This is a genomic window from Vibrio sp. JZG10, assembly GCF_054064075.1.
The window spans coordinates 111,978-130,827 of sequence record NZ_JBSUGE010000001.1 but is presented as its reverse complement, the minus strand read 5'-3'; the positions used below and the strand labels follow the sequence as shown (position 1 = coordinate 130,827).

The window sequence follows — 18,850 nt, the reverse complement described above, 5'->3', positions numbered from 1 at the left end:
TCCCACATGCTCTAGTGTTCTGATATGAAGTTTACTTTACCCGCTCTAAAACAAAATTGTTCAGTTCTGTGACGTTTTTGATGACATGAACGGTTTTACTTTGAGAGTACCCTTCGAGACGAGACATGAAGTCATCATTCCAGAATGCAGGGCATTGCTGAAGAACTTTGTAGCTTTGTAAAGTTCCTTTCAATACCGAACTGCCATCAGGCCACCCTTCGGGTTTAATAAATAGTCCTTTAAGGAGACGTTTCGTCACAAACCAATAGCTTACGGAGTATGGTAGATCAATATAAACGAGAGTATCGGCTGCATCTAAACGAGCATTAAAGGAGCTGATAGGCCCCAGACCATCTATAATCCAACGATCTGAGTGAAGTATATTGCTATGTGCCTCATCAAAAACGTTACGCTCAACGGGCTCACCGTTTGGTTTATAGACTATGGAATCTAATTGATGAAGAGGGAGATCGGTAGCAGACGCGATTGCTTTACTTATCGTCGATTTTCCGCTGCCGGGCTTACCAAAAACCGCTACTTTTTGCATGTGACCGCCTCCAAGAGAGTATTTCCCATACGGTAGAGACAGAAAACCCACCGCTATGGGTGGGTTCGATAAATACTGAGCGCATCAAAAATCCCACCATTCCTATGGAATGATGATAATTCGTTGGTTAAGTTGCGCTAAGTGTGTGTTCATGCAACTACTCTTATATATAGGCGATTACTTGTCAATATTATTTTGCTTAATAAGTGAACGATTTGATAGGAGAAAGAAAAGCCATCGCGATGGATGGCTTTATCTAGGTTGTAAGAGACAGTTATTACTGCTCAACGCTCACTGGTTGTGCTTTAAACTTTTGAATCAGCTTTACGATTAGTGGACTTGCCAGTACCAATACGGCCAAAACAGTAAAGGTAAGGGTAATAGGGCGCTCCCATAGGAAACTCAATTCGCCGTCTGAAATCATTAATGCGCGGCGTAAGTTCTCTTCCATTAATCCCCCAAGGATGAAACCCAGCAATAAAGGCGCAAGTGGGAAGTTAGCGAGTCGAAGTGCAATGGCAGCCATAGCGACAATCAGCATCACGAACACATCCATAGTATTAAAGGAGACCAAATAAACTCCGGTGATTGAGAAGAATAAAATCATCGGCAGAAGTACCGTTCTAGGAACCGCCAAAAGCTTTGAGATGTACGGAATCAAAGGTAAGTTCAGGATCACGAGTACGATGTTGCCGAAGTACATGGAAATGATCACTGACCAGAACACATCTGGATGCTCAACAAACAGGCGAGGGCCCGGCTGAATACCGTAAGCGATCAGCGCGCCGAGCATTATTGCTGTTGTACCAGAACCTGGAATGCCAAGCGTTAGCAGTGGAACAAATGAACCACTAGACGCTGCGTTGTTCGCTGATTCTGGCGCGACTAAACCACGGATACTGCCTTTACCGAACTCTTCCTTTTTCTCTTTAGGTGCGAGGTTGCGCTCCATACCATAGCTTAAAAAAGCAGCAATGGTTGCTCCTGCGCCAGGAAGAACGCCAGTGAAGAAACCTAATATTGAAGAGCGAATTGAAACAGGCGCAACGTCTTTGATTTCTTCCTTCGTCACTTTCATTGAGCCAATGTTGCTCAGCTTTTCTTGTTCTTCATCGCTGGTGTCTTTTGATGGTTTAAGGATGCCCATCAGCGTCTCACCCAGTGCGAATGTCGCCATTGCAAGCAACAAGAAGCTAAAGCCATCCATTAAATCCGTTAAACCGAAGGTAAAGCGTTCAACGCCTACGCCTTTATCGATTCCAACGGTAGATAGCATCAAACCAAGAATGGTCATCATCCACGCTTTGATTACCTGACCTTTCCCCGCAAAAGCCGCGACTGCTGATAACCCAAGTAGCATCAACGCAAAATAGTCTGACGATTGGAAGCTAAGTGAAACGCTAGCCAATGCTGGTGCTGCGACAAGCAACATAATGGCAGATAGCGTACCGCCAGTGAAAGACGAATAAGCTGCCAAAGCTAATGCTTTACCTGCTTGGCCTTTTTGAGCCATCGGGTAGCCGTCGAATGCTGTCACCACGGTTGAAGAACAACCCGGCGCGTTAATTAAAATCGACGATGTAGAGCCACCAAATACCGCACCGTAATAAACACCCGCCATCAAAATAAGGCCAGAAGAGGGCTCTAGGCCATAAGTAATTGGGATCATCAAAGCAATGGCTGAGATCGGCCCAAGCCCAGGTAACATGCCGATAAATGTACCGACGAAACAACCAACGATCACCATCATGATGTTCATTGGCATTACTGCAGTGGATAAACCTTGTAGAATTCCATCTAACATAATTCAGTCCTTTCTTTGACTACCAGATGGTGAAAATCAAACCCGGTTCGAGATAGATGTCCAAACCTTGAGTGAGTAATAAATAGAACGCGATCACGAATGGAAACGACGCGCCGAACAGAACGGGTTTACGTCTTTCCCCCAGCAGATAAAAGCCAGCCAATAAAAAGAAGCCAGTAGCTATAACAAAGCCTAGGTAAGTCAGGCCTACGCCGTAAAGCGCCATCAAAACCAAGAAAGCGATCAGTAACTTCCAATTAAAGTTCAGCACCGCGCCACTTTGTTTATCTGGTTGTCCTGTTACCAGCAATAACAAAGAAAGGCCTGCACCAACGTAAGTCAGGATGGTTGGCAAAGTACGTGCGGTGAACGGTTCGTATTCATCACCAGGGAACAATGGAATTTGTGAGGTTTGATAACCGTAGCAAAGACAGAAGAGTAGAAAGATCATTGCGCCGACACGGTCACGACAGAGCAAATATTCTTTGGTGAAAAAGTTGGTTGAACGAGACATATTCAACTCCTAACAAAAATAAAAAAGACCGCATATGGACGTTAATGAATAAACTAAACCATTAACAATTAAGCATTTCGCTACTAGTCGAGCTGCTTTGGGTATATAAACAAAGGAGTGTGCATGCCGATTGTCGACAATATCCATATACGGTGAAACTTAGAGTGCAAATACAGTTGGGGAAATACCAACCCCACGTTATTGGGTGAGGTTGGAATCTGAGGGACCCAGTTCGACTGTTACTTTAGGAAGCCTAACTCGCGCATTAAGTCACCCATTTGCTGCTCTTGCTCTTCAAGGAACGCGAAGAACGCTTTGTCCGCCTTGTAGTTGTCTATCCAACCATTGCGGTCACGGACGACTTGCCATTCGTCAGTGTTGTACATTTTGGTAAATGCTGCATTCCATTCATCCAGCTTTTCTTGGCTAGTACCTGGTGCAGCAAAGAATCCACGCCAGTTAGCGAAGACCGTTTCGTTACCATATTCTGTTAGCGTAGGGATGTTTGGTGCGGCTTCTAGGCGTTTTGGTGCAGTTACCGCTAGCACTTTGACTTGACCAGATTTTGACATCTCCAGTACTTCACCTAGGCCCGTAGAGAGCAGTTGAGTTTCGCCTGAAAGAAGGGCTGCCATGGCTTTACCGCCCGCATCGTAAGCGATGTAACGAACTTTACGCGCATCAAATCCTTCGCCTTTAAATGCGGCGGCAACGACGAGGTGGTCCATCGAGCCACGAGCAGAGCCACCCGCAATTTTCACTTTGCGAGGGTTAGATTCAAATGCTTTTACTACGTCTTCCCAAGAATTGTATGGCGAATCAACAGAGGCTACGATGGCACCGTAATCCGCAATGGTGGCTGCAACGGGAGTGAGATCTCTAAAGGATTGAGGGAAAATACCTGTTAGAGAGCGAACGACGATCGGTGTTGAATTCACCATCAGCGTATCTTCTTGGCGATCTGCCGTTTCAATCAAGTGCGCAATGGCTTTACCGCCGCCGCCACCAGAAAGGTTCTGAAAAGATACCGTCTCAACGATGTCTGATTTGAGTAGCACATCACCTGTACCTCGTGCGGTCATATCCCAGCCGCCACCGGCACCTCCAGGGATCAAGAAATGCATTTTTTCTACATCAGCAGCAAAAGCGTTAAATGAAAATGAAGCTGCGATGATAGATGTGGCGAGCGTTGGTTTGATTACCTTTAACATGTTCACGTTCCTTATGTTGGTGACTCTATTTTTTGATGAGTCTTATTTTTTTTTCAGCCTTTAACTCGAACTGGATGCTGATGTATCAAAGGTTAATCAAGTGTTAAATTGATGTCTTTAAAACGTCGATAAAGAGAATATTGAGCATAACGGGTATTTTGTTCATAAAGTTCACGCTGAAAAATTGGTTGCACATCACGCGTGCGTGCTAACAATTGCGTCATAATGGAATGACATCAAACGAATAAGGAAACAGAGAATGAAAGGGACATGTTTGTGCGGCGCTATTGAAGTGATCGCAGATGCTAAGAATGAAGTGAGTCTATGCCACTGCTCGATGTGTCGAAAATGGTCGAGTGGAGCACTCCATGCTGTGCATTGTGGTCCTAACGTAACGTTTAAGGGGGCCGAGCCAAAGCGTTATCAATCGTCTGACTGGGCGGTGAGAGGTTTTTGTGGCGAATGCGGCACAAACCTTTTCTATCATTTGTTACCGACAGGCGAGTACATTCTCTCCGCTGGTTTGTTCGACAATCCAGATTTCAAACTCTCATTAGAGATCTTTACCGATGAAAAGCCCGCGTATTATGACCTCAATCCCACCTCACAAAAGATGACATCGCAGCAAGTTTTTGAGCAATTTTCACCTAAAGAATAGCCTTTTGTATCCTTAATTGTTCGACAGCTTAATTATTTTTCTTTTATATCATGATGTTAAGAGGTGTTTTGCTGTCGACAATTTATTTTTTCCTTCGCAATTATCCCTCCATTAAGCCCGTAACAGACGATTTTCTTCGATTTAAATTACGACCTTAGTCTAAATTGTCGACAATTTACTTGATTGTCGACACTTTGATCGACTACTTTATATTCAGGTTAAGAAATTGTAGACATTTTGATGTCGGTAACGTGAGTATCTGAGTATGAACTCTGAGTTGAAAACTCGTTATAAAGTACTGGGTTCTGAGAAAGAACACACCAAGTCAGAAACACTGACAGAAACACTGATTGAAGTCATTGTGAATGGCGATGTTAAGCCTGGCCATAAAATCTCGGAGCCTGAACTGGCGAAGAAATATCAAGTCAGCCGTGGCCCTTTGCGTGAAGCATTAATGCGTTTAGAGGGGCTAGGGCTCATTGAACGTATTCCTCATGTCGGGGCTAGAGTGACCACTTTTTCTCCAGAAAAGCTGATAGAACTCTATGCGGTTCGCGAAGCGCTAGAAGGTATGGCGGCAAGGTTAGCAGCGCGACATATTACGCAAGAAGAGCTCTTGAGCTTGGAAATGCTATTGTCGACACATTCTAAGCACATTGATCAAGTGGAAGGAGCCTCTTACTTCCATCAGCATGGAGATTTTGATTTTCACTATCGCATCATCCAAGCAAGCCGAAACAGCAAGCTGATTTCTCTGCTGTGCGACGAGCTTTACCACTTGTTACGCATGTACCGCTATCAGTCACCGCGCGCGCAATCTCGTCCAAACGAAGCGCTGACTGAACACAAATTCATTCTGGAAGCCATCCGTAATCGCGATGAAGAGCTTGCAGAAATGCTGATGAGAAGACACATCTCAGGAAGTCGAAAGCTCATCCAATCGCAAATTATACATACAGAAAGTTTAGACAAAGACTAGAAGGAATTCGTCATGAGCTTAACACCGGGAGCGAAGTTCAGACTCGCCATTGAACAAAACAATCCGCTGCAAATTGTCGGCACCATTAACCCTTACTGCGCCATGATGGCGAAAAACTTGGGGCATCAAGCGATTTATTTGTCTGGCGGCGGTATTGCAAACGCGTCATACGGATTGCCGGATCTCGGTATTACAACATTGAACGACGTACTGGTCGATGTTGACCGCATCACTAACGCGTGTGATTTACCGCTATTGGTCGACATCGACACCGGTTTTGGAGGCGCATTTAATATTGCTCGCACGATCAAAGCAATGGAAAAGGCGGGTGCTGCTGCGGTTCATATGGAAGATCAAGTCGCACAGAAACGTTGTGGGCATCGTCCGAACAAAGCAATAGTCAGCCAGCAAGAGATGGTTGATCGCGTAAAAGCCGCGGTTGACGCACGCAATGATGAAAGCTTTGTGATTATGGCTCGTACTGACGCGCTAGCTGTTGAAGGTATGGACAGTGCAATTGAGCGTGCGATTGCCTGTGTGGAAGCAGGCGCAGATATGATCTTCCCAGAAGCAATGACCAAGCTGGATCAGTACCTTCAGTTCTCAAACGCACTTGAGCAAGCAACTGGAAAGCACGTTCCTATTCTGGCGAACATTACCGAGTTCGGCGCAACGCCACTGTACGGCTGCGATGAGCTTGCAAAAGCGAAAGTCGATATGGTGCTTTATCCATTAAGTGCGTTCCGTGCCATGAACAAAGCCGCTGAAACGGTTTACAAGCATTTGCTAGAAGTGGGCAATCAGGAAGCTTTGGTTGATTCAATGCAAACACGCAAAGAGTTGTATCAGCACCTGAACTACCACGATTACGAAGACAAACTTGACCAGCTATTCTCTGAAGGAAAATAGCGGGAAAAGAAAAGATAGACGGAAGCCCAAGAAAAGATAATCGGAATTTATCTAATTCAATAACGTGAAATTCGTCTGGCTAAAAAAACGCTCCAAAGAGGGCAAAGCCAGACAGAAAAGGAGTTCAAACAATGTCTCAAACTGCAGAAAAGAAAGCAGAGTTAGGTGGTGCAGGCCTACGCGGTCAAAGCGCTGGAAGCACAGCTTTATGTACTGTCGGAAAAACGGGGACCGGTCTGACTTATCGCGGTTACGATATTACTGACCTTGCCAATAATGCTCAATTTGAAGAAGTTGCACATCTTCTATTACGCGGTCACTTACCAACTCAGAAAGAACTGGATGCGTACAAGACACATCTCTTAAACCTTCGCGGCTTACCAACTGAGCTTAAGCAAGCGTTAGAGCTTATTCCTGCTACTGCTCATCCAATGGATGTGATGCGCACTGGTTGTTCTGTGTTAGGAAACCTAGAGCAAGAAATGAGCTTCGATGAGCAATTACATTCGACGGAACGTATGCTAGCGCTTTTCCCTGCTATCATCTGCTACTGGTATCGTTTTAGTCACGATGGCGTTCGTATCGATACAGAAGATCAAACCGAAGACTGCATCGGCGGTTACTTCTTGCGATTGCTTACAGATAAAGAGCCATCAGCGCTACACAAGCAAGTGATGCACTGTTCCTTAATCCTTTACGCTGAGCATGAATTCAACGCATCAACTTTTGCAGCGCGTGTTTGTGCATCAACGTTGTCAGACATTCATTCTTGTATCACGGCAGCAATCGGTACGCTTCGCGGCCCACTTCATGGCGGCGCAAACGAAGCAGCGATGGAAATGATTGAAGATTGGCAAACGCCAGACGAGGCGGAAGCGAACATCATGAAAATGCTGGCCAACAAAGACAAGATCATGGGCTTTGGCCATGCCATCTATCGCGAAAGTGATCCTCGTAACGCGTTGATTAAGCGCTGGTCTAAAGAGCTGTCACAGCAAGTCGGTGATACACATCTATATGCGGTTTCTGAGCGTGTTGAATCAGTGATGAAGCGAGAGAAAGGTCTGTTCTGTAATGCGGACTTCTTCCATGCATCGGCTTACCACTTCATGGACATTCCAACCAAGCTGTTCACACCAATTTTTGTGATGAGTCGTTTAACGGGCTGGGCGGCACACGTTTATGAGCAACGTGCCAATAACCGCATCATTCGCCCAAGTGCTGATTACACGGGCCCAGACCATCAAGAATGGGTACCTATCGAGAATCGCTAGCGCGAAGGTCAATTAGGGCACATACGCTTTGATTGACCACCTCCTTCCTTTGTACCTCTCTCTGACAGAGGAAGGAGCTCCTCTCATCACGATGTTTCTGGAGCAATGGAAAAACGTTGATGAAGGCAAGATGTACAGACTGAATGGAAGCAAACCATGAACACAAATATTAATACCCAATATCGTAAGCCGCTTCCGGGAACTCAACTGGATTACTTTGATGCACGCGAAGCCGTCAATGCCATTTCTCCTGGAGCCTATGAAAAACTCCCTTACACCTCCCGCGTGCTAGCTGAGCAACTGGTCCGTCGCTGTGAACCGAACACATTGACGGATAGCCTAAAACAGTTAATTGAACGTAAACGTGATCTTGATTTTCCTTGGTATCCAGCACGCGTGGTTTGTCATGACATTCTTGGTCAGACTGCTCTAGTCGATTTAGCGGGTCTGCGCGATGCTATTTCGGATCAGGGTGGCGATCCTGCAAAAGTGAACCCTGTGGTTGAGACTCAATTGATCGTTGACCATTCTTTAGCGGTTGAGCATGCGGGCTTTGAACCTGATGCCTTCGACAAAAACCGCGCGATTGAAGAGCGCCGTAATGAAGACCGATTCCACTTTATCGAGTGGTGTAAAACAGCGTTTGAAAACGTCAGTGTGATTCCTGCGGGTAACGGCATTATGCACCAAATCAACTTGGAGAAAATGTCTCCTGTGGTGCAAGCGAAGCAGGGTATTGCCTACCCAGATACCTGTGTGGGTACGGACAGTCACACGCCGCACGTTGATGCATTGGGTGTTATCGCGATCGGTGTTGGTGGTCTGGAAGCTGAAACCGTAATGCTTGGTCGACCATCAATGATGCGTCTACCTGATATTGTCGGTGTAAAACTAACGGGTAAACGTCAACCAGGCATTACCGCAACGGATATTGTCCTCGCGATTACTGAGTTTCTGCGTAATGAGCGTGTCGTCTCTTCATATCTTGAATTCTTTGGTGAGGGTGCACGTGATTTAACAATCGGTGACCGCGCAACCATTTCCAACATGACACCAGAATACGGCGCGACAGCTGGCATGTTTTATATTGATGAGCAGACCATCAATTACTTAAAACTAACTGGTCGAGATGAAGAGCAAGTTGCTCTAGTAGAAAAATACGCAAAACAAACTGGTCTTTGGGCAGACGATCTTGATACAGCGGTTTACGAGCGTGTACTGGAATTTGATTTATCATCAGTAAGTCGTAACATGGCCGGCCCGTCAAACCCTCACCGCCGTTTACCAACATCGGAGTTGGCGCAGCGTGGCATTTCTGGTGCGTGGGAAGAGAAAGAAGGTGAGTTGCCAGATGGCGCAGTGATCATCGCTGCTATCACATCGTGTACTAATACTAGTAACCCAAGAAACGTCGTCGCTGCTGGCCTTGTCGCGAAGAAAGCCAATGAGCTCGGCCTTGTACGTAAACCTTGGGTGAAATCGTCTTTTGCTCCGGGTTCTAAAGTTGCACGCTTGTACCTGGAAGAAGCGGGCCTATTACCAGAGTTAGAAAAGCTTGGCTTTGGTATCGTCGGTTACGCATGTACCACTTGTAACGGCATGAGTGGCGCGTTGGATCCAAAAATCCAGCAAGAGATCATTGATCGCGATTTATATGCGACAGCCGTTCTGTCTGGTAACCGCAACTTCGATGGCCGAATCCATCCTTACGCAAAACAAGCTTTCCTTGCATCACCACCATTGGTTGTCGCTTATGCGCTAGCGGGTACGATTCGTTTCGATATCGAACGCGATGCTTTGGGTACTGACCAAAACGGTAAACCAATTTACTTAAATGATTTGTGGCCTAGCGACGAAGAGATCGATGCTGTGGTCGGCAAACACGTTAAGCCAGAGCAGTTTAATCAGGTTTATATCCAGATGTTCAAACTGGATGACGCAGAGAAAAGCTCTAACCCGCTTTACGACTGGCGTCCGATGAGTACCTACATTCGCCGTCCACCTTACTGGGAGGGAGCGCTTGCAGGTGAAAGAACACTGTCTGGCATGCGCCCTTTAGCGGTTCTTGGTGACAACATCACCACCGACCACTTATCACCATCCAACGCGATCATGGCGAGCAGTGCGGCGGGTGAATACCTTGCCAAAATGGGCGTTCCGGAAGAGGACTTCAACTCTTATGCCACTCACCGTGGCGATCACTTAACGGCGCAACGTGCGACCTTTGCTAACCCGAAACTATTTAACGAAATGGTGAAAGAGAACGGTGAAGTGGTTCAGGGTTCTCTGGCGCGAATCGAACCAGAAGGTCAGGTTGTACGCATGTGGGAAGCGATAGAAACCTACATGAATCGTAAACAACCATTGATCGTGGTGGCTGGCGCGGATTACGGTCAGGGGTCATCCCGTGACTGGGCAGCAAAAGGTGTTCGATTGGCAGGCGTAGAAGCCATTGTTGCTGAAGGCTTTGAGCGTATTCACCGTACTAACTTGGTTGGCATGGGTGTACTACCACTGCAATTTAAGCCAGGCGTTAACCGCAATACGCTAGAGCTGGATGGTACTGAACTTTACGACGTAGTTGGCGAGATTAAACCGGGTGCGGATCTGGCCTTGGTTATCACGCGTAGCAACGGCGATAAAGTTGACGTTCCTGTTACCTGCCGCCTAGACACCGCTGACGAAGTTCACGTGTACAACGCAGGTGGTGTTTTGCAGCGTTTCGCGCAAGATTTCTTGGCGCAATAAGGAGTGGGTATGGAAAGCAAAACTCCGAATCAAATGAGCCAAATCAAAGTGCCGGCGACGTACATGCGTGGCGGTACAAGTAAAGGGGTCTTTTTTAACCTCGACGATTTGCCACAAGAAGCACAAGTGGCAGGCGAAGCTCGTGACAAACTCTTGTTGCGTGTTATCGGCAGCCCAGATCCGTACGCAAAGCAAATTGATGGCATGGGTGGTGCGACGTCAAGCACCAGTAAAACAGTAATTGTTTCTCGCAGTAGCCGAGCCGATCACGATGTTGACTACTTGTTTGGACAAGTGTCGATCGACAAACCATTCGTCGATTGGAGTGGTAACTGCGGCAACTTGTCTGCCGCTGTCGGTCCTTTCGCCATTCATGCTGGGCTGATTCCACAAGATCGCATTCCAGAAAATGGCATTGTGACGGTGCGTGTTTGGCAGGTGAACATCAGCAAAACTATCTTGGTGCATGTGCCGATTGTGAACGGATTCGTCCAAGAAACCGGCGAGTTTGAGCTCGATGGCGTGACGTTTCCGGCCGCCGAGATTCAAGTCGATTTCGTTGACCCTTCTGATGGCGAAGGCAGCATGTTCCCAACAGGCAACTTAGTTGATGATTTAGTGGTGCCGGATGTGGGTACGTTCAACGCGACCTTTATTAACGCGGGCATACCAACCATTTTTATTGATGCTGAATCGATTGGATATCAGGGCACTGAGCTGCAAGACGATATCAACAACGATGACACAGCATTAGCGATGTTCGAATCCATCCGTGCACATGGCGCATTAAAAATGGGGCTGATCTCTGAACTTGAAGAAGCTCAAACACGCCAGCACACACCAAAAATCGCGTTTGTATCCAAGCCGAAAAGTTACCAGTCCTCAAGCGGTAAAGCGGTAAATGAGTCGGAAATTGATGTGTTGGTTCGTGCGTTGTCGATGGGCAAACTTCACCATGCAATGATGGGAACAGCAGCTGTTGCTATCGCTTCAGCGGCGTGTGTACCGGGTACGTTGGTTAACTTGGCTGCTGGTGGCGGTGAAAAAGAGTCAGTGACTTTTGGCCACCCCTCAGGAACGTTAAAAGTTGGAGCACAAGCGAAGCAAACTGAGCAGGGCTGGGTGGTGCAAAAAGCCATCATGAGCCGAAGTGCGAGAATACTAATGGAGGGATTTGTGCGTGTACCCTCTGATGTCTTTGAGTGAAAAGAATGGTCTTTGAATAGAACGAGAGCAATGTCAGGACATACTGGAGGAAGCAATATGTCTTCATACGAAAAAGAATATTTATGGGCGAAAAACGAACCGGAGAGTTTTTGGCGCGCTCAAGCGGAGAATATCGATTGGTTCGAATCTCCTAAAACTATCTTGAAATCTGATGAAAACGGCATAGAACGTTGGTTTCCAGATGGTGTAATGAATACGTGCTGGTTAGCATTGGATTACCATTGCGAGCAAGGACGCGGTGATAATACGGCACTCATTTATGACTCGCCAGTAACCGGCAATAAAACAACGTATACCTATAGTGACCTGCGTGACCAAGTGGCAAAAATTGCCGGCATGCTGTCTGCCCAAGGCGTTGAAAAAGGCGATCGAGTTGTTATTTACATGCCGATGATTCCAGAAGCCGCAATGGCGATGCTAGCCTGTGCGCGTTTGGGGGCGATTCACTCCGTTGTATTCGGTGGTTTTGCACCTAATGAACTTGCTGTACGAATTGAAGATGCAGAGCCGAAAGTCATCATGACGGCGTCGTGTGGGATTGAGATCAACAAAGTTATTCCATATAAGCCAATGGTAGACAAGGCCATTATGGACAGCCGATGGAAGCCTGAAAAAGTATTTATATTCCAGCGTCCTGAGTGCGAAGCCGATCTAAACCAAGAAAGAGATCTGGATTGGCAACAAGAGTACAACCAAGCGTTGCCACACGGTTGTGTTCCGGTGTTGGCAACCGATCCACTCTACATTCTTTATACGTCGGGTACGACAGGTAAGCCAAAAGGCGTTGTGCGTGACAACGGTGGCCATGCCGTCGCGATGAAGTACTCCATGAGCGCAATCTACAACATTCCTCAAGATGGCGTATTTTGGGCGGCATCTGATGTTGGCTGGGTAGTAGGGCACTCTTACATTGTTTACGCTCCACTGATTCACGGTTGCACAACAATCCTATTCGAAGGTAAGCCCGTCCGAACACCGGACCCTGGCGCATTCTGGCGAGTGTGTGACGAATACAAAGTAGATGCGTTGTTCTCTGCCCCGACAGCGTTCCGTGCGATCAAGAAAGAAGACCCAGAAGGTGAGTTTTTAAAACAGTATGATCTCTCTAAATTGAAAACCATCTTTATGGCAGGAGAACGCCTTGACCCTCCAACACTGGAATGGGTTCAGAGCAAAGCAGACAAACCCGTTATTGACCACTGGTGGCAAACGGAAACGGGTTGGGCTATCGCGGGCAACCCAACAGGTGTTGAAATGATGCCAGTTAAAGCGGGTTCTTCGACGAAGCCAATTCCGGGTTATCAGGTCGAGATTCTGAATGAACTTGGAGAGTCGGTCGGGCCTAACCAACAAGGCTTTGTCGCATTAAAACGTCCGCTGCCACCGAGTTGTCTGCCAACGGTTTGGCGTAACCATGACCGTTTTGAAACCGGTTATCTTAGCCAATTCCCTGGCTACTATGTGTCAGGTGATGGTGGCTATCTGGATGAAGACGGTTACCTGTTCATTATGGGACGTATTGATGACGTGATTAATGTCGCGGGGCATCGTTTATCGACAGGCGAAATGGAAGAAATTGTCGGTGGTCATCCGGCGATTGCGGAATGTGCAGTGGTGGGTATTCACGATGATCTGAAAGGGCAACTCCCACTTGGCTTTGTGGTACTGAAAGACGGCGTAAAAGTGGACGAGCTTGATCTTGAAGGTGAGCTTGTTGGCAAGGTACGTAGTGAGATCGGTGCGGTTGCCTGCTTTAAGCATGCATTGGTTGTGGATCGCTTACCGAAAACACGTTCGGGTAAAATTCTGCGCCGAACCATACGTCAAATAGCCGATGGTGAAAAATACACCGTTCCGTCAACGATTGATGACCCAAGTAGCTTGAACGAAATTGAACGAGTGTTAAGACGTTAATTAAAACTCAATTCTAACTAACCCCTGATCCTCGAACTCTGTAGGTTGGTTCTGCCTCTGTACGCTTATTAAGTACAGGGGCTTTTTTGTTTGTAGATAGCGTAAACGTCACGTGCAGGCAATTTTGTGACTTGCCAATACGGCATTTTCCTCACAAACTACAGCCATTCAATTTTTAGTGACCCTTTGTATGACCACGTTTGTAATTAAATCTGCGTGTTTTAGCGACCTTGAGTCGCTCAACGACCTTATGTTTGAGCTGCATGATGAGCATCATCTTCAATCTCCGGAGCTGTTCAAAACTGCAGAGGAGATAGAGCAAGAAAAAAGTATTGCTCGATACATTGATGATCCTGAATGTCTTGTTTATGTAGCAAAACAAGAAGATGAAATTATTGGTTTTATCTCTGGTCATTTCTGTGAACTTGTTTCTACCGTCAGTCAGCCGGTTATGATGGGAAGTGTGGATGAGCTCTATGTGTTACCTGAGTTTCGGAAACAAGGCACAGCTCAGGCATTGATTAACAAAATTGAGTCAACGTTCTCTGATTACGGTGCAAAACAGATGTTTGTTGAAGTATGGCACTTTAACCAGGGTGCAATCTCTTTGTATGAAAAACAAGGGTTTGCACACCATATTCACTATCTAAGAAAGCCGTTGAGCTAATGACCATGCTTAATTTTAATATTGTGATACACATTCTAGCGAATTGAAATCATTCAGTTCGTCAATAGACTTTTCTCTATAAGTTGCTCGCAATGTTAGTAAATTAATATGCGCCCACATTGGTATTGGCGTTTTTGTCTGCTTGTTTATTAGTAGCACGAGGATCGTGCTTACAAAAACAAGAGGACAATATTTTGAAACTAACAAAATCGTTACTTGCGTTGGCTGTTTTGCCAATGTTCGCAAGTGCTGATGATTTGTCACAGACACACAATCACACTATACAACCCCAGATCGTAGGCGGCATCACTGCTGATCCTAGTGAGTGGAGATTCTACACTCAAATTGTTAGCCGTTATGGTAACCGATCATATTGTGGTGCCAGTTATATTGGGAATGGCTACGTCCTGACTGCGGCTCACTGTGTCGAGGGTGATTCACCGAATCAGATTGCGGTTAAAATCGGTGGCGTCGTTTACAATGGCACTGACGGTGTTCGAGCTAACGTCAGTGAAATCCACATGCACCCGGCATATCGCCGAGCAACGCTTTCTCATGATCTCGCAGTCTTAAAGTTAGACTCTGTACCTCAAGGTGTTACTGCGGTTGAAATTGCCGATGGCAGTCTAACGCAATACGCCAGCATCGGAGATTGGCTTACAGTCGCAGGTTTAGGGAGAACCTCTGAAGGAGGAAGCTCTCCATCTCGGTTGCAAGAGGTTGACGTTCCACTCGTGTCGGACACGACTTGTCGTCAAGCCGGTGGCAATTACACAACCGTTGGAGAAGTGTCATTCTGTGCGGGAATTCCTCAAGGTGGGATAGATTCCTGTCAGGGAGATAGCGGTGGTCCAATCGTTATTAATCGTGGTGGCATAATTACTCAACTTGGTGTGGTCAGTTGGGGGATAGGTTGTGCTCGTCCGGGTATGTATGGTGTTTATAGCGATATCGCCGCCATGCGTAATTTTGTTAATGGTGTCATTGGCACGACTACACCTCCTAAAGAGAATGTTTCTGTTGGGTATACCACCGAACAGACATTGGCATCATTTAATGTTGGCGAGTTGCAGCAACATAGTTTTGTTATCAAAAATTCAGGTAACACGACGTTCACTGTAGAAAACGTTCGCGCGCTTGCTTCTGGCGTTGCTGATGCTGCCGTTATTGCTAATGATCAGTGTTCTCAGGCGACGTTAGCAATGAATGCAAGTTGTCGTGTCGATGTCGAATTTGGAGCAGCTCAGGCGGGAGAAGCAAGAGTTGCTTTGAACTTCAACGTTGATAAGACCAGTACACAATATCAGGCGCTAGTGTCGGCTCAAGCGAAAACAGTGACAACGCCTCCAACAGATAACTGCGCAGCAGAATGGCAAGCGAGTACGGTGTATCTCAAAGGGGATAACGTTACTTGGAATGGCAAAGTGTGGCAGGCGCAGTGGTGGACTCAAGGCGATAACCCAGCAGACTCTGGACCTTGGGGTGTTTGGCAAGAAGTTCGCGACGCACATTGCAACTCTAACTAACCATCAGGCATTCAAAAGCTGATTCGTTGGTGACTTGAGGTAGAATTCATTCTTGGTTTCAACGAACAGCGCATAGTTATCATAAGCAGGGTTTATTGTTTTCGAATAATAAGCCCTTTTTTATTGTTCCACCTTTGAGAACCCATAAAATGTGTATGACTTTATCCTGACGCTACCTTCATATAACTGGCAGAATTGCGATCAACATTTCATGTTTTGTCTGATTTTTGTCAGGTTTGCATTAAATTACTCTCCAATGAGCTTCAAGATCATGCTTTATTCGATCAACGTTGTTTGGCATAACTCGTTACTTAATTTTTATCGAAAAAGATAAGATTAACTGCCATTATTCATTGGTTATCATAATGTTTACTTAAGGTCATATTTTGTGTTGAGACAGCTGTTATTACTCATCCTTTGTTTTATTTTGTTACCTGTTTCACCAATCTCTACGGCTAAAGCTGCCGTGAGCGAAGTAAAAGGGGCACTCTGCGTTGTTCGTGCTGACGACAAGTTAGTGCTAGTTCATGAAATATTGACGGATAAGATTTCTCTACCTGGTGGGACAATTATTGATGGAGAATCCCCCAAAGTTGCTGCGCAAAGAGAAACGTGGGAAGAAACGGGTTTAGTGGTCACGGTTGGGGAGGAACTTGGCAGAACAGACACCGCGGTTTATTACGATTGCATATCAGATTCTGAGATTATTGCTTTTTCGATGAACAATTCCTTAGGTGGGAATGAGTTACCTATTTGGTTTGCTCCTCACTACGGAGTAGAAATCGCATCAGCAATGTTACTTGGACCATCCGAGTTGCCATCATTTTTGTACCGCTATCCCGCTCAATGGCCACAAGCCATTCAGTTTTTTGAACAAGCTACTCAGCAGTCCGCATCTTATGTGACTCAGCTGATCGAATCCGCGCCTTCATTTCGTCAGATTGAATTGAGGTGGATGAAAGACTTACAAAGCTGGGTAGGGGCTTTATCAGAAACGAGTTTCGAGGTAGCGAATCAGATCTCAAATCTTGTTATAGAACTGACAGAACCTACGATACTGCTTTTTCTATTTCCGTTAGTAATGATGCGTTTTGGCAGTCGATTTGTATTCCGACTCTTTTTCGCTATTAGCGCGACGTCCCTGATGGTACTTGTAGCTCAACAGGGCTTTGCGCTTCCTCGCCCGCATGTCTATATACCAATGATGGAGTTAACACACAGCTTTGGATTTAGTTTTCCAAGTTTGCCTATTGCCGTTTGGTTTTGTGTTTTAACCTTTTTATTTCAGAGAACACATTATTTCGGTTTGAATGGTACGACCGCTGTCATGATGCTCGTCACGCTTACTATTATGTTATGTAAGTTTTTCCTTGGTAGCGCCTTTTTCTTAGATATGTTGTTTGGTGCGCTGTTAGGAAGCTTGGTAGCCTGGCATGTTCTGCGATTGGAAACAAATCAAGACGTGAATGTTGATCAAGTGCTGAGCTCAAAAGGCGTCTGGTTCATTATGACTGCGGTAACGGCGGTCATCTCTGTTATCTGGCCATTACCTGTGTTTGGCCGCTGGTTAGCTATTTTAATTACGGCATCAGCGTTGGTTATGACGTTTAGAGAGTCAAAAGTGCATTTGGATTCTCGTCAGATGATTTTTGTAACGCTTGCGTTGGTATTCGTTGAGCAACTTTATTTATACTCAAGCTCTGTTGTCTCGTTTAGTGGTTTGTGGTCATTGGTATTGTCGACGTTGCATTATCCATTGTTGATGTTGCTGTTTATCTTGCTTGCAAGAAAGCTGATTCATGAAAAACAACAGAGAGAAACAGTGCTAGATTGATGGTTGTATGCTTTCTTTCTCAGGCATACGAGTAAAAAGAAAGCCTTGCTTTACAGCAAGGCTTTTTTGTACGTTGAGTAGCTCAACAATGTGGCTTTGCGTATATCTGACGCCATGGCTGAGTTAAAGGTAATAACGTTGACGCCATAGCGGCGGAGAGAATTAAGCGTTAAGGACGAATTTTTCAATCGCTTTAGCTACACCGTGTTCATCATTACTTGCCGTAATGTAATCAGCGATTTGTTTGGTCTCTTCCATCGCATTTGCCATCGCGATACCAAGGCCAGCGTACTTCAGCATGTGGTGGTCATTTTCAGCATCACCCATACAGATCACTTCTTCCGGTTGAATACCTAGATACTCAGCAATTGCAGCAACACCAATACCTTTGTTGCTCGCTGGGTTAAGAAATTCCAGGAAAAACGGGGCGCTTTGAACCACCGTAAACTCTTCACGTATTTCAGACGGAAGCGCAGCGATGACCTCAGTTAACTTACTTGGCTCGGCAACCATCATTGCTTTGATGATTGGATGATCATCTTCTAGCGATTCAAAATTAATCTCTGTTACATTTAAGCCATTAATGTTGGCTTCGATGTCAGTGTATGGGTTTTTCTCATTGGTGATCAAGCCATGTACTTGGCTGAATGCGTGCACATAAGCGCCTAATTCTTTCGCTTTACGAGCGACTAATTTAGCTGCCTTACCATCAATGATTTGCTGGTGGATGATTTCATTTGTTCCTACGTTCTTAACCATAGAGCCATTGTAGAAAAGGACAAAATCTTTATCGGAATGGATATTCAGTTCGTCGAGCTTGCCTTGCATTCCTTCTAATGGGCGACCAGAAGCGAGAACGACAGTAACGCCTGCTTCTCGAGCCTTTGCGATCGCTTGTTTGTTTTCTTCAGAGATTGCTTTATCACTATTGAGCAGTGTGCCATCCATATCTAATGCGATCAGTTTATACATCATTTCTTACCTTAAAGTTTTTGGGAACTGTAAGTGAATAAGGTTTGGTATAACGCTAACCAGAAA

General features: G+C 45.8%; 15 protein-coding genes. 10 read left to right on the top strand and 5 right to left on the bottom strand.

Going from position 1 to position 18,850, the window contains the following annotated elements:
• Positions 1 to 31: 31 nt before the first annotated feature.
• The 4 genes from ACWYVB_RS00565 to ACWYVB_RS00550 all read right to left on the bottom strand — a co-directional run bounded on the left by ACWYVB_RS00565 (position 32) and on the right by ACWYVB_RS00550 (position 4,076).
• On the bottom strand, positions 32 to 547 hold the full coding sequence (locus ACWYVB_RS00565) for a P-loop NTPase family protein (protein WP_104971761.1): 516 nt from the start codon (positions 545 to 547) through the stop codon (positions 32 to 34).
• A gap of 277 nt (positions 548 to 824) precedes the next feature.
• On the bottom strand, positions 825 to 2,351 hold the full coding sequence (locus ACWYVB_RS00560; RefSeq protein ID WP_048626439.1) for a tripartite tricarboxylate transporter permease: 1,527 nt from the start codon (positions 2,349 to 2,351) through the stop codon (positions 825 to 827).
• A gap of 19 nt (positions 2,352 to 2,370) precedes the next feature.
• Positions 2,371 to 2,865: a tripartite tricarboxylate transporter TctB family protein gene (locus tag ACWYVB_RS00555; protein ID WP_012841781.1), complete on the bottom strand. Its 495-nt coding sequence runs from the start codon at positions 2,863 to 2,865 to the stop codon at positions 2,371 to 2,373.
• Between the two features lie 239 nt (positions 2,866 to 3,104).
• A complete protein-coding gene (locus tag ACWYVB_RS00550) occupies positions 3,105 to 4,076 on the bottom strand; it encodes a tripartite tricarboxylate transporter substrate binding protein (RefSeq protein WP_124008906.1) in 972 nt (323 codons plus the stop codon).
• A gap of 259 nt (positions 4,077 to 4,335) precedes the next feature.
• Here ACWYVB_RS00550 and ACWYVB_RS00545 point away from each other — a divergent pair, with 259 nt between their 5' ends.
• The 10 genes from ACWYVB_RS00545 (at position 4,336) to ACWYVB_RS00500 (ending at position 17,812) form a co-directional block, all read left to right on the top strand.
• Positions 4,336 to 4,734: a GFA family protein gene (locus ACWYVB_RS00545; RefSeq protein WP_053807462.1), complete on the top strand. Its 399-nt coding sequence runs from the start codon at positions 4,336 to 4,338 to the stop codon at positions 4,732 to 4,734.
• 265 nt (positions 4,735 to 4,999) lie between these two features.
• A complete protein-coding gene (locus ACWYVB_RS00540) occupies positions 5,000 to 5,713 on the top strand; it encodes a GntR family transcriptional regulator (RefSeq protein WP_005395069.1) in 714 nt (237 codons plus the stop codon).
• Positions 5,714 to 5,725: 12 nt separating this feature from the next.
• Entirely contained in the window at positions 5,726 to 6,622 is an 897-nt protein-coding gene (prpB, locus tag ACWYVB_RS00535; RefSeq protein WP_005395068.1) for a methylisocitrate lyase, read from the top strand.
• Between the two features lie 131 nt (positions 6,623 to 6,753).
• Positions 6,754 to 7,896 (top strand): bifunctional 2-methylcitrate synthase/citrate synthase, encoded by a 1,143-nt coding sequence (gene prpC, locus ACWYVB_RS00530; protein ID WP_012841784.1) that lies wholly within the window; start codon positions 6,754 to 6,756, stop codon positions 7,894 to 7,896.
• 156 nt (positions 7,897 to 8,052) lie between these two features.
• Positions 8,053 to 10,644, top strand: a complete 2,592-nt coding sequence (acnD, locus tag ACWYVB_RS00525; RefSeq protein ID WP_457527535.1) for a Fe/S-dependent 2-methylisocitrate dehydratase AcnD — start codon at positions 8,053 to 8,055, stop codon at positions 10,642 to 10,644.
• Between the two features lie 9 nt (positions 10,645 to 10,653).
• Entirely contained in the window at positions 10,654 to 11,850 is a 1,197-nt protein-coding gene (gene prpF, locus ACWYVB_RS00520; protein WP_085343808.1) for a 2-methylaconitate cis-trans isomerase PrpF, read from the top strand.
• A gap of 57 nt (positions 11,851 to 11,907) precedes the next feature.
• The gene (locus ACWYVB_RS00515; protein WP_065646440.1) at positions 11,908 to 13,785 is read left to right on the top strand and encodes a propionyl-CoA synthetase; all 1,878 of its coding nucleotides are present in this window, start codon (positions 11,908 to 11,910) and stop codon (positions 13,783 to 13,785) included.
• A gap of 190 nt (positions 13,786 to 13,975) precedes the next feature.
• A complete protein-coding gene (locus ACWYVB_RS00510; RefSeq protein ID WP_005395063.1) occupies positions 13,976 to 14,452 on the top strand; it encodes a GNAT family N-acetyltransferase in 477 nt (158 codons plus the stop codon).
• A 194-nt stretch (positions 14,453 to 14,646) separates the two neighbouring features.
• Entirely contained in the window at positions 14,647 to 15,978 is a 1,332-nt protein-coding gene (locus ACWYVB_RS00505; RefSeq protein WP_457527532.1) for a trypsin-like serine protease, read from the top strand.
• A gap of 388 nt (positions 15,979 to 16,366) precedes the next feature.
• A complete protein-coding gene (locus ACWYVB_RS00500) occupies positions 16,367 to 17,812 on the top strand; it encodes a bifunctional NUDIX hydrolase/phosphatase PAP2 family protein (RefSeq protein WP_457527530.1) in 1,446 nt (481 codons plus the stop codon).
• Between the two features lie 162 nt (positions 17,813 to 17,974).
• Here the strand turns inward: ACWYVB_RS00500 and ACWYVB_RS00495 are convergent, their stop codons facing one another.
• A complete protein-coding gene (locus ACWYVB_RS00495) occupies positions 17,975 to 18,784 on the bottom strand; it encodes a Cof-type HAD-IIB family hydrolase (protein WP_164666881.1) in 810 nt (269 codons plus the stop codon).
• Between the last annotated feature and the right edge of the window lie 66 nt (positions 18,785 to 18,850).

Excerpts from the sequence above, each read along its gene's own strand:
- ACWYVB_RS00560 (WP_048626439.1), bottom strand. The coding sequence starts at position 2,351 with ATGTTAGATGGAATTCTACAAGGTTTATCCACTGCAGTAATGCCAATG.
- ACWYVB_RS00565 (WP_104971761.1), bottom strand. The coding sequence starts at position 547 with ATGCAAAAAGTAGCGGTTTTTGGTAAGCCCGGCAGCGGAAAATCGACG.
- ACWYVB_RS00550 (WP_124008906.1), bottom strand. The coding sequence starts at position 4,076 with ATGTTAAAGGTAATCAAACCAACGCTCGCCACATCTATCATCGCAGCT.
- prpC (WP_012841784.1), top strand. The coding sequence starts at position 6,754 with ATGTCTCAAACTGCAGAAAAGAAAGCAGAGTTAGGTGGTGCAGGCCTA.
- ACWYVB_RS00495 (WP_164666881.1), bottom strand. The coding sequence starts at position 18,784 with ATGTATAAACTGATCGCATTAGATATGGATGGCACACTGCTCAATAGT.
- acnD (WP_457527535.1), top strand. The coding sequence starts at position 8,053 with ATGAACACAAATATTAATACCCAATATCGTAAGCCGCTTCCGGGAACT.
- ACWYVB_RS00555 (WP_012841781.1), bottom strand. The coding sequence starts at position 2,865 with ATGTCTCGTTCAACCAACTTTTTCACCAAAGAATATTTGCTCTGTCGT.
- prpB (WP_005395068.1), top strand. The coding sequence starts at position 5,726 with ATGAGCTTAACACCGGGAGCGAAGTTCAGACTCGCCATTGAACAAAAC.
- ACWYVB_RS00545 (WP_053807462.1), top strand. The coding sequence starts at position 4,336 with ATGAAAGGGACATGTTTGTGCGGCGCTATTGAAGTGATCGCAGATGCT.
- ACWYVB_RS00510 (WP_005395063.1), top strand. The coding sequence starts at position 13,976 with ATGACCACGTTTGTAATTAAATCTGCGTGTTTTAGCGACCTTGAGTCG.
- ACWYVB_RS00515 (WP_065646440.1), top strand. The coding sequence starts at position 11,908 with ATGTCTTCATACGAAAAAGAATATTTATGGGCGAAAAACGAACCGGAG.
- prpF (WP_085343808.1), top strand. The coding sequence starts at position 10,654 with ATGGAAAGCAAAACTCCGAATCAAATGAGCCAAATCAAAGTGCCGGCG.
- ACWYVB_RS00540 (WP_005395069.1), top strand. The coding sequence starts at position 5,000 with ATGAACTCTGAGTTGAAAACTCGTTATAAAGTACTGGGTTCTGAGAAA.